The sequence below is a fragment of the Treponema primitia ZAS-2 genome, from assembly GCF_000214375.1.
Taxonomy (GTDB): Bacteria; Spirochaetota; Spirochaetia; order Treponematales; family Breznakiellaceae; genus Termitinema; species Termitinema primitia.
Window position 1 is genome coordinate 977,776 of sequence record NC_015578.1, and the last position, 11,714, is coordinate 989,489.

Consider the following 11,714-nt stretch of genomic DNA (forward strand, 5'->3'; position numbering starts at 1 on the left):
CGGTTTCAGGCCGGCTTTCTTAACATTGTATGCTATGTATGGGAAGCGGACAATTAGGATTCGCTTTTTTGTCGCCATTAAGGCAAATTTTCCAACCCATTAAAGCAAATTTGCCAAACACCCCCTAACCCTGGTATAGGGGGACTTCTATGCCCAGGCCAAGAAACAGCAAAAAAGAGAAATCCTCAGGCAGGAATCCGGGGTCCCGGGTTTCAGGATCGAAGCTCAACTGGCACTCCGCTTTTTTCCAGGCCATACAGCGTGAACTGGCGGACTACAAGGATGCCCTGGAGTTCAGGCATGAGTACCAGCTCACCGCCGAGCCCCTCAGGATAGATATGGTCATAATAAAGAAACCGCCGGCCCTCGCTATCAGCAAAAACATTGCCCGGATATTCCGCGCGGAAAACTTGGTGGAGTACAAAAGCCCCGGGGACTACCTTTCGGTCAGGGATTTCCATAAAGTGTACGCCTACGCCAACCTCTATGCCGCTATTACCCCGGGGATACGTTTTTCCGACTTGACAATCACCTTTGTGGAAAAGCGGCATCCCCGGGAACTCATCAGGTACCTCACCAATGAACGCCATTACACCATAGAGGAACCCTGGCCAGGCATTCACCTGGTACAGGGGGATTATCTCCCCATTCAGATCATCGAGTCCAAAAAACTCTCCCCCCGGGAGAACCTCTGGCTGAAATCTTTAAGCGATGACTTGGAAACTGAGGAGGCCCATGCTATACTGAGGGAAGATGTAACGCAGGATATAGGCTTGGATGCATACCTACAGATTTTGTACCAGGCTAACTCTAAATCTTTTTGGGAGGCAACTGAAATGCCAAAAAAAGAAACATTTGAAGAATTCTTTACTAAAGTCGGTCTTATCCCTGAATGGCTGGAACGGGGCAGGGAACAGGGGGCTATAAAGATAGCCCAAAACCTCTTGAAGGAAGGGATGTCCGTTGAAAAAACGGCAAAGATAGCGGAGCTGCCTGTCGAAAAGGTCCGTTCTTTGAAACTCCCGGCTAAGGTTTAGGATACCCGGAGGCAGCTGAAATGCGGAGCTGCCTGTCGAAAAAATCCGTTCTTTGAAAGTCCCGACAAAAGCTTAGTACAAAAACCCTCCTAGCGTCTTGAGCATACCCCTTATATAGTGTATCATGTAAAAAAGTTACACCATATATATAGCCCTATATATGGTAGGGAGGGATAATGAACTATCAAAGGCTGTTTACGGAGCCCCGGAGCGGGCCCTATAAAGATATACAATGGGAAAAACGGCGGAGTGAAATCCGCAACCCCGATGGTAAGGCCATCTTCGAAGAAGATACGGTGATCGTGCCCTCCTTCTGGAGCCAGATCGCCACGGACATTATCGCCCAGAAATACTTCCGCAAGGCCGGGGTCCCGGCGGATAAGGCTTCGGCGTGGAAGGACTGGGCCGGTGATAGTCCCGGCTTCCCCCTGCCCGAAGACGGCGCGGAACACGACAGCCGCCAGGTTTTCCACCGCCTGGCCTATACCTGGATGGACTGGGGCAAAAAGAACCGCTACTTTGACAGCGATGAAGATGCTCGTACCTTCTACGATGAAACCTGCTATATGCTGGCCCATCAGTTGGCGGCCCCGAACAGCCCCCAGTGGTTCAACACCGGGCTTTACGCGGTCTACGGCATAGACGGCCCCGCCCAGGGGCACTACTACTTTGATCCGGAAGATCAAAAACTGAAAAAATCCGATAGCGCCTACAAGCGGCCCCAGCCACATGCGTGTTTCATCCTCTCCATCGAGGACGACCTGGTCAATGAAGGGGGCATCATGGACCTGGTGACCACCGAGGCCCGGCTTTTTAAGTACGGTTCCGGCACGGGGTCCAACTTTTCCCGGCTCCGGGCGGCGGAGGAGAAGCTCTCCGGCGGCGGGGTGTCCTCGGGGCTCCTGTCTTTCCTTAAAATCGGGGATCGGTCTGCCTCGGCGATCAAGTCCGGGGGCACCACCCGTAGGGCTGCCAAGATGGTCATCCTGGATGCGGACCACCCGGATGTGGAGAAGTACGTGGAATGGAAGGCCGGGGAGGAACACAAGGTAGCCTCAATGGTGACCGGATCGGCGGTGGTGAAAAAGCGCCTGGAAGGCATAAAAAAGGCCCTCTCCGATTTCCGGGGTCCCGATGCGGATGCCTTCAATGCCGAAAAGAACCACGAACTGGCTGCGGCGATCCGCAATGCCCTGAACGACAAGATACCCCCCACTTACCTTTACCAGCTTTTGGGGCAGCTTGAGCAGGGCGACCAGGGGGTGAACCCCAAGCTCTTCACCACCGCTTGGGACGACGAGGCTTACAATACCGTGTCCGGCCAATCCTCCAACAACAGCCTCCGGGTCAGCGATGGCTTTATGCAGGCCGTGACGGAGGATGATGACTGGAACCTGGTCAGCCGTACCAGCCGGAAGCCCGTGAAAACCATCAAGGCCCGGCAGCTCTGGGACCAGGTCGCCCGCTCTGCCTGGCAATGCGCCGACCCCGGTCTCCAGTACCACACCACCATCAACGACTGGCACACCTGCCCGGCGGGCGGGGAAATTCGCGGCTCCAACCCCTGTTCGGAGTATATGTTCCTGGACGACACGGCCTGTAACCTGGCGTCGATCAACCTGGCGGCCCTCTATAACCGGGAAACCAGGGAATTTAATGTGGAAGGCTACCTCCACGCCATCCGAATATGGACCAGTATTCTGGAAATTTCTGTGGTCATGGCCCAGTTCCCGGCGCCGAAGATCGCCCAGCTTTCCTACGAGTACCGGACCCTGGGGCTGGGCTACGCCAACCTGGGGACCCTGCTGATGCTCATGGGCCTGGCCTATGACTCCGCGGAAGGCCGTGCCCTGGCCGGGGCCTTTTCGGCCCTCCTCTCCGGTGAAGCCTACGCCCAGTCAGCCCGTATGGCCGCGAACCTGGGTCCCTTCCTCCATTACGCCGACAACAAGGACGCCATGCTCCGGGTGATCCGCAACCACCGCCGGGCCGCCTACAATGCCCCTGCCGCAGATTACGAAGTCATCCACACCCCGCCCATGGGCATCGATCCCGCAGCCTGCCCCGTCTATCTTCTGGAAGCCGCCAAGGCCGCCTGGGACCGCGCCCTGGAATTGGGAAGCGCCCACGGGTTCCGGAATGCCCAGGTCAGCGCCATAGCCCCCACCGGGACCATCGGCCTCCTCATGGATTGCGACACCACCGGGGTGGAACCGGACTTTGCCCTGGTCAAGTTCAAAAAACTCGCCGGCGGGGGCTACTTCAAGATTATCAACCAGTCGGTTCCCCCGGCATTGGAAGCCCTGGGCTACAGTCCCGAGCAGATCGACGGGATCATCGCCTACGCCACGGGTCGGAAAACCCTGTCAGGCGCCCCGGCCATTTCCCCGGAGGCCTTGACGGAAAAGGGCTTCACCCCGGAAGCCCTGGCCGCCGCAGAGGATGCGGTCAAGACCGCATTGGGCCTGGACGGGGTCTTTAACCCCTGGATACTGGGAAAAGATTTTGTGGAAAAGACCCTCAAGGTGCCCGAATCGACCTGGTCCCTCCTGGGTTTCAGCCTCCTCAAGCACCTGGGTTTCAGCGACGAAGATATCGCCGGGGCGGAACTCTACGCATGCGGGACCATGGGCCTTGAAGGGGCTCCCCATTTGAAGCAGGAGCACCTATCAGTTTTTGACACCGCTACCCCTTCGGGCAAAAACGGCCGGCGATCCATACCCTGGACCGCCCACATCGGCATGATGGCCGCCGCCCAGCCCTTCATTTCCGGGGCCATCTCCAAGACCATCAACATGCCCAACAACTCAGGCTACGAGGACGTCAAGGGTGCCTATATGCTTTCCTGGAAAAGCGCCCTCAAGGCGGTGGCCCTGTACCGGGATGGCTCAAAACTCTCCCAGCCCCTGTCCTCCTTTGCCCCGGGCACGGATCCCCTGGCGGATACCATCCTCGCGGTGGAGCGGGGCCTTGAAAACCCGGCCCTGGCTGAGGAACGCAAATTCCCTGCAGCAGGGGAGGGCGCTTCCGGCAGCCGGAGCAAACGCAAGCCCCTGCCTAATCGCCGGGTAGGCTATACCCAGAAGGCAAAGCTCGGCGGCCATTCGATCTTTATCCGCACCGGGGAATACGACGACGGCGCTCTAGGTGAAATTTTCCTGGATATGCACAAAGAAGGCGCCGCCTTCCGCAGCCTCCTCAACAGTTTTGCTATCGCTGTATCCCTGGGCCTCCAGTACGGGGTGCCCCTGGAAGAATACGTGGACGCCTTCACCTTCAGCCGCTTTGAGCCCAATGGCATGGTCCAAGGCCACGACTATGTGAAGATGGCCACCAGTGTTATTGATTATATTTTTCGGGACCTGGCCATCAGCTACCTCAAGCGCACCGACCTGGGGCAGATCAAGCCAGAAGACATCGATGACAACAACAGTCCTAAAAACGAGGCCCCTGCAAATTCCGCCGGCCGCCATATCAACAGTAAAATTATGCGGGGAGCTTCGTCGCAAGCAGCGCACCGGGACAGCCCGGCCAAAGCTGTCGTCCCGGGTCCCAGCCTCCAGGACACCGGAGCTATCAAAATCGCCCAGGCCCGGATCAAGGGCTACGAAGGCGACCCTTGCCCCACCTGTGGTTCCTTCACCCTGGTCCGCAACGGGACCTGCATGAAGTGCGATACTTGTGGAGGGACCACCGGCTGTAGCTAAACTGAATCGCTGAAAATCCATCTTGACAAGCTGGTAAAACGGTACTAAAATAATACCAGGTATTAAATAATGATTTAATACTAATCGGACACTTAAAGGAGAAAGGTGATGGGTGAAGGCGATAAGGTACAAACCTCTGTGGAAACTCTACGGGATTATTTTGATTCCCTCCTGGTGGAACTGCGGGTAATTGATTCGGTTGAGGCATCAACCGGAATGACCCTCTATGGACATTCCTTTGCCACCCCTGTAATGGAGGCGGCGTTGTCGGGATTGGATAAGGTCCGCCCGAACGGCACGGTGGAAGCCGCGAAGGGGGTTGCCGCTGCCGGGGCCGTTATGTGGACCGGAATCGGCAGCGAGGAAGAGTTGGAATCCATCATTGCCGCCGGGGCTAAGACCATCAAGATTATTAAACCCTATGCGGATAAGGATTTGATTTTCAAAAAAATCGAACACGCTGAAAAGGCCGGGGCCATAGCAGTTGGTATGGATATTGACTTTGTATTCGGCGGCAAAAGCAAAAAAGGTTTTGCCATGGAATACCCGGTCAGCCCAAAAACCCTGGATGATGTCAAAAGTTTTGTTAAGGCAACAAAGCTCCCCTTCATTTTGAAAGGTATCCTGAGCGAAAGGGATGCGGAAAAGGCCCTGGAGGCAGGGGCCGGGGGTATCGTGGTTTCCCATCATGGTGGCATCGTGGATTGTGCAGTCCCGCCGCTCCAAATACTGCCCCGCATCACAAAGCTTATTAAGCGCAGGATTCCTATTTTTGTAGACTGCGGAATTACCAGGGGAACCGATGTTTTTAAGGCCCTGGCCCTGGGAGCTACCGCTGTTTCCGTTGGCAAGGTGATAATGCCGGCCCTGAAAAATGACGGCGCCCCGGGGGTGCAAAAAGTGTTTGAAGAAATAACTGCGGGACTCAATTGGGTTATGAGTTTAACCGGGTCCCGTGACCTTGAGCATATTGATCCCGCAGTATTATGGAATAAGCTTACGCAGTAATAGTAATACGATTTGCTGTCTAATCCGGGTAGTTCAGGTTTTCCTTGCCCGGGTTTTTCAGCACCGCCGCATAGCGCCGGGCTTCCCATTTGGCTATGTTCAGGTTCTGCTCCGAATAGTTCCCGCACTCCGCCGGGGCTGCCCCGGGGATATCCCCCTCAAAGGCGATGATCCAGTCCAGCAATTCCCGGATCAGGGGCAGGACTTTCTGGGAATCCCAGTCCCCTTCAAGGATCACGTAGCAGCCGGTACGGCAGCCCATGGGGCCAAAGTAGACCGTCTTGGGGGCCCATTCTTTATGGGAGCGCAGGAAGGTCGCGCCCAGATGTTCTATGGTGTGCAGGGCCGGCACGTCGATGACCGGCTCCTTATTGGGTTCCTTGAACCGCAGGTCGAAGGTGGTCAGAATGGTGCTACCGAATTTGTCCTTTCTGGAAACATACAGACCCGGCTTGAGCCGGAGGTGGTCCACCTGAAAACTGGCAATTTTTTCCATGATACGCTCCTTGCTGTAAAATACAGCTATATTTTACAGCAGTTGCTTAAATAATGCTATCCGCCATGGGCAGTCCCCCTCGCCAAAAAAGGGCGCCTGGCGCCGTTACCATAAACGCACGTGTTTTTTGTGTGTAAATTCACGTTTTTCCGGATCTTGTAAAATTGGTAAAATCTTTCGAAAATTTGTGTAAAAAACGAAAATTTATGATAAAATTCGACTTATGAATATAAGGGTGAAGTGCTTTTTTGCCGGTCTCCGGCTCCTTGCGGCGCTCGTTCTTACGGCGTTGTTTAGCGCCTGTCCCCAGGTGGAGGGTGTAAAGGCTTCCGATAACCGGCTCCTGTCGATTACTGCGTCCCGGGGTGATTTGTCCCCCTTGTTTAACCCGGATTATACGGATTATGAGCTTTTGGTCCCCTTTGATGCGGAAAGCGTCCGGCTGGAGGCGGTTCCCGGTGACGGAGGCGCCCGGGTGAGCCCCGGTAGGGTGGTGGAAAAACCCCTCGGCCCGGTGGACACGGTGGTGGTGTTTACCGTATACCCCCAGGACTGGTCGGCGGTCAGAGACTATACGGTTACGGTCAGGCGGAAAAGCCCGGTTTCCAAAAACACGAACCTGGCCTCGGTGTGGGTAGCGGATAAGGACGGGAACAAATGGCCTTTTTCCGACTATCACAATGACAATGATGAACCCCTGGCTTTTTCTCCGGGGCTAACTGCATATACCGTGAAGGTCCCCAATTCCATGGAGCGGATTGCCCTGATCTGCACGCCAACCAATGAAAACGCCGCTGTAAGTGATACGGGACATTATAAAAAAACCGCTGAATATACCTATACAGAGCTTGCGGTGGGCATTCCTGAGGAGATTAACGTTACTGTCACCTCAGAGGACAGGACGGAAACAAAGACCTATACCTTTACCGTCACCAGGGCGGCCCCTGATCCGGGGAACAATCGGCTGCGGAGGCTTTGGATTAACGGCAAGCTTGCGGCGGATTTTAAAGGCTCGGACGCCGCATATACCGCCAATGTCTCCTGGGCAGATTCAGTAACCCTAAAAGCGGAGGCGGAAGAACTGGGAGCAAGGATTTATGATAGCACTGATACTGCGATAAACCCGGAAGGCAGCGCTGTAACTGCGGTGCAGGATCTTCCTTTCTCCGGGGCGGGCGTAATCACCTATACCCTCAGGGTTGCGTCGGTGGACGGATCCGATATGGCTTATACCATAACCCTTACCCGCCTGTCCAAAGATGCCAGCTTGGGCAGTATTACGGTGACTGCGACTGCGGCTGGGAGCCTTGAAACCTGGACACCGGCTCTGATCGATTTTCTTCCAACCGATGATAGATCCTGGGCTTACGGCACTGAAGAAACCCCTTTAATTACCACCCAATCCGCAAACATTACGGTGACCGGGACCCTTCCGACAGGTTCTCTTGCACAGATAAGTTCTCCTTTGGAAAACACCCTGTCTGAGGGGGTGCATTGCCTGACCCTGACGGTCACCGCCCAGGACACCACGGTCCGTCACACCTACAGTATCTGGCTTGAGCGGCTGCCCGTGGACAGCAATGCTGATCTGTCGAACCTTCAGGTGCAAGCCGGAGGAATGACCCACACCTTGATCTCATCCTCTCCCTCGCCTGAAACCAATTATTCCCTGTCCATACCGGCGGCAACTGCCGGCGTTACTATTACTGCAACCCCCGCCTCTTCCCTTGCAAAAACCCTGACCGTGAAAGGGAGCAACGTTAGTTTCGGGGCTTCCCGGAACGTGACTGAAATATCCCCGGGTATAACTACCATTCCTGTGGTGGTTACCGCCCAGGACGGGACCACAAAGACCTATGTGATCACCCTCTACAAGCCGGGAACTGCGGGCCTCTCCATTACCCTGCTTCTCTCCGATGGGGGTGATTTCATAACTATAGATCGGGACCTGCCGGATTCCAATATATTTATCTATCAGAATGGCATCGCATCGGGCGCCGGGCATCAGGATCTGCCCAGGACGGTGGAATTTTCCTTCACCGGGGAAACCGGGTATTGGTGGTATGTGGATGGAAAGAAAAAGGGGAATAATAACGAGTCCCTTCTCATCGACGCCCTTAACTATTCTCTGACAAAACACCGGGTAACCCTGATGGTTCAGCAGGGGGACATTATTATTTCCAGAGAAATATTCTTTACCGTTACCATGAATGTTGTGGAGGATGGATTTGATGACTTGCCATCGTATTCTTATTAAGCTTATACCCTTACTGATAATTTCAGCGCTTTTCTTGCCCCGCTGTTCCAACATTTTGGCCTCCCGGGACATTCAGGGTGAAGAAGCCGCCATCCCCCCGGACATGGGCCTGGTCAGGCTGAACCTGGATAACGGTTCGCCCCTGAACAGAAGTCTGCTGCCTAACCCGGTTTTTGCCTATTACGAACTGGTTTTTACCGATGCGGGGAACAGCGACAACAGTATTACTGAGACCATCACCGGTAAAAACACTGCTGTCAGTATAAAAGCGGGGGTATGGAACCTTGCAGTCACCGCCTTTGTAAGGAGGGCGGGGCAAGACTTTTCTGCGGCGGCGGGGGAAAGCTCTTCTCCCCTGGTGGTGGAAGCGGGGGGGACTACCAGTGCGGAAATTTTCCTGTATGCCCGCACCGATGGGAAGGGCAGCTTCTCCTATACCGCCAGCTTTCCCTGGGGATTGGACAAGGCGGAGCTTACCCTTCAGTCCTTTGCTGATCCATCGGTGGAAAAGAAGGTGGACCTTCTTGCGTCCCCGGGGCTGACCAATCCCGGTTCCTTTGATGAGCTGCCTTCCGGTTTTTACCTGCTTTTTCTTAGTCTGGAAAAGGATGGGCAGGTCGCGGGAAAAACCGAAGCGGTCCATATTTATGACAACCTGGATACCCGGGCGGATTATGCCTTTACCGCCTCCGATTTTGCCAAGGCGGCCTTTTTCAGCGGTACGGTGAGCATGAGTGACGCGCTGTCCGCCGACTATACCATCACCGCTGTCTATCTGTTCAGCTCCGATGGAAATGAGATTTCCTATATGTATGACACTACTATTGAATGGCCGGATTGGACCATAAGGGCGCGGGCCTATTCCGGGCCGGCGTACTTTAAGGTAGAGCTTGGTAAGGATACTGATTCTGACGGGAGTCCTGATATATTCCGCCTGAGCAAATCCCAGCCTATAAACTTGTCCACAGAAGGCAAAAGCGGTATAGTGCTAACGGTTGAGAAGTATGCTATAACCGGGATTAGTAGTGTTGTGACGCCGGACCTTACCGAAGCCTTTGAAGGGGATAAAATTACCCTTAATATTGCCCCTGCCACAGGGAAACAGCTTGAAGGGGGTACTCTGGGCTATACCTACGGCAGCACTACGGTCAAGCTGGATGAATTGGCGGCCGTCCCCTCCTTTACTATGCCCGGAGCGGATATAAGCATTGTTGCGGGATTTGAAGATGTCCCTGATGCCGGACTTATTGTGGATGGCGTTCCTGTGACCCCTGCCCCTACTGGCTTGACTACAGCCTTGGCCAATATTGCTACCGATGTTACAGGTGGTTCATATCCATCTGCTGGCAAGCAGTACACCATCGTTCTTGGGGCTAATGAAGCTATTGGTCCCCAACAGCTTATCTATCCTGGCAAAACTGTAACCATAACCATTAAAGGCAGCGGAGCGCCCCGCACTGTAAGCCTGTCCACCCCATCAAGCAGCCTTTTTGCCCTGGGAAACGGGGTTACCCTTATCCTGGATGACAAGATCATCCTGCAAGGTATACACAATAATAATGCTCCATTGGTTGTAGTTAATTCCGGCGCTGTCTTTGAAATGCACGAAAGCACCGGACTGATAGATAATATCTTTAATGCCACCGGAACACTCGACGGCGGCGGTGGGGTGTATGTAGCTTCCGGCGGTACGTTTACCATGACAGGCGGAACCATTGCCGATAGCGGCGCTCTTTCCGGCGGCGGCGTGTATGTAGCTTCCGGTGGTAAGTTTGACATGAGTGGCGGGACCATCAGTAGTAATAGTTCTCAACGTGGCGGCGGCGTGTATGTGGCGTCTGCTGTAACTCCCAGCAGTGGGTTTACCATGACGGGTGGAAGCATATTCGGTAATCATATCAATATATCCAACTTCGGCGGCGGCGGGGTGTATGTAGCTTCTGGCGGAGAGTTTGTTATGGATGGGGAAAGCACTATCAACGGTAATGGCAACATTTTTGACAATGGTGGCGGGGTGTATGTAGCTTCCGGTGGAAAGCTTACCATGAAAGGGAAAAGCAGCATCAGCGGTAATGAAGCCGATGAACGTGGTGGCGGGGTGTATGTAGCTTCCAGCGGAGAGTTCGTTATGGAGGGTGAAAGTACCATTAGGGGCAATAAGTCTACCGCTGATGGCGGCGGCGGCGGGGTGTATGTTCATTCCGGTGGAGAGTTCGCTATGAACGGAGGGATAATCAATAGTAACACTGCCCTTGAAAACGGCGGCGGAGTGTATATGACAGGTGGCGACTTTACCATGAATGGCGGAACCATCAGCGGCAATACTGCTGCCTCTACCGGCGGCGGAGTGTATATGACAGGTGGCGGCTTTATCATGAATGGCGGAACCATCAGCGGCAATCAAGCCGCCTCTAGCGGCGGCGGGGTGTCTGTGCCAGGTGGCGTGTTTACCCTGGATGGAGGGACTATCAGCGCCAATACTGTCGACGATGGCTTGAGTGGCGGCTTGGGCGGCGGGGTGTCTGTGACAACGGGGCTGACGACGTGGGGTAAGTTTGTCATGAAGACAGGAAGCATCGGCGGTAATCAAGCCACATCTAGCGGCGGCGGGGTGTATGTGAAGGGATTGAATACCGACTTTACCATGGAAGGCGGAACCATCAGCGGTAATACCGCCCCTAATGGCGGCGGGGTATATGCCGGTAGTTGGTTTACCATGGAGGGGGGAAGTATCAGTGTTAATATCGCCTCCGCTTCCGGCGGCGGGGTATATGTCAAGGAAATCTTCACCTTGACAGGGGGAACCATAACCGGGAATACCGCACCCGCAGGCAGCGGGGTGTTTGTAGTATACGACTTTGTTATGGGCGCCGATGCAAGGGTGGCTGCGGATAATCGTGTTTTTATATCAAATAATGTAACGGCTGGTACGGATCCCGGTATTATTGAACTCTCCGGATCCGCTGGGACTGATCCCATAGCCGTAATAGACCTGGACGTTAATTCGGGTTTTGCCGCCGAGCAATGGGCTGGAAAAACTCTGCTTGAGAGGGGAGGAGGTTTCGGGATGGCAACCCCCCTTCCCCGGAGCCGTTTTATCCTGGGAAATTTTGTTAATCCCCAGACCCCGTCTGTATCGGTCCCCATCGACCCGGCTCATTATAGTATAGATGCCACCGGGCGTTTGCGGAGACAGTAAAAGTGAGGCC

At 54.6% G+C, this 11,714-nt stretch carries 6 protein-coding genes; 5 read left to right on the plus strand and 1 reads right to left on the minus strand.

The window, feature by feature from the left end; all coding sequences use genetic code 11:
* Nucleotides 1-149: 149 nt before the first annotated feature.
* From TREPR_RS04380 to TREPR_RS04390, 3 genes are all read left to right on the plus strand, one after another.
* Nucleotides 150-1,037: a hypothetical protein gene (locus TREPR_RS04380; protein WP_015707085.1), complete on the plus strand. Its 888-nt coding sequence runs from the start codon at nucleotides 150-152 to the stop codon at nucleotides 1,035-1,037.
* Between the two features lie 176 nt (nucleotides 1,038-1,213).
* Entirely contained in the window at nucleotides 1,214-4,744 is a 3,531-nt protein-coding gene (locus TREPR_RS04385) for an adenosylcobalamin-dependent ribonucleoside-diphosphate reductase (RefSeq protein ID WP_015707086.1), read from the plus strand.
* Between the two features lie 108 nt (nucleotides 4,745-4,852).
* Complete coding sequence (locus tag TREPR_RS04390; protein ID WP_015707087.1) at nucleotides 4,853-5,752, plus strand: alpha-hydroxy acid oxidase; 900 nt, start codon at nucleotides 4,853-4,855, stop codon at nucleotides 5,750-5,752.
* 19 nt (nucleotides 5,753-5,771) lie between these two features.
* Here TREPR_RS04390 and TREPR_RS04395 read toward each other — a convergent pair whose 3' ends face one another.
* Entirely contained in the window at nucleotides 5,772-6,248 is a 477-nt protein-coding gene (locus TREPR_RS04395; protein ID WP_015707088.1) for an S-ribosylhomocysteine lyase, read from the minus strand.
* Nucleotides 6,249-6,471: 223 nt separating this feature from the next.
* Between TREPR_RS04395 and TREPR_RS04400 the strand changes: the two genes are divergently transcribed.
* Nucleotides 6,472-8,505, plus strand: coding sequence for a cadherin-like beta sandwich domain-containing protein (locus tag TREPR_RS04400; protein ID WP_015707089.1), 2,034 nt, complete (start codon nucleotides 6,472-6,474; stop codon nucleotides 8,503-8,505).
* A complete protein-coding gene (locus tag TREPR_RS04405) occupies nucleotides 8,480-11,704 on the plus strand; it encodes an autotransporter outer membrane beta-barrel domain-containing protein (protein WP_015707090.1) in 3,225 nt (1,074 codons plus the stop codon). Before TREPR_RS04400 ends, TREPR_RS04405 begins: the two co-directional genes overlap by 26 nt.
* Nucleotides 11,705-11,714 lie beyond the last annotated feature (10 nt).

Bases quoted from the DNA above. Each gene is read 5' to 3' on its own strand.
- TREPR_RS04380 (WP_015707085.1), top strand. From the start codon at position 150: ATGCCCAGGCCAAGAAACAGCAAAAAAGAGAAATCCTCAGGCAGGAAT.
- TREPR_RS04385 (WP_015707086.1), top strand. From the start codon at position 1,214: ATGAACTATCAAAGGCTGTTTACGGAGCCCCGGAGCGGGCCCTATAAA.
- TREPR_RS04390 (WP_015707087.1), top strand. From the start codon at position 4,853: ATGGGTGAAGGCGATAAGGTACAAACCTCTGTGGAAACTCTACGGGAT.
- TREPR_RS04395 (WP_015707088.1), bottom strand. From the start codon at position 6,248: ATGGAAAAAATTGCCAGTTTTCAGGTGGACCACCTCCGGCTCAAGCCG.
- TREPR_RS04400 (WP_015707089.1), top strand. From the start codon at position 6,472: ATGAATATAAGGGTGAAGTGCTTTTTTGCCGGTCTCCGGCTCCTTGCG.
- TREPR_RS04405 (WP_015707090.1), top strand. From the start codon at position 8,480: ATGACTTGCCATCGTATTCTTATTAAGCTTATACCCTTACTGATAATT.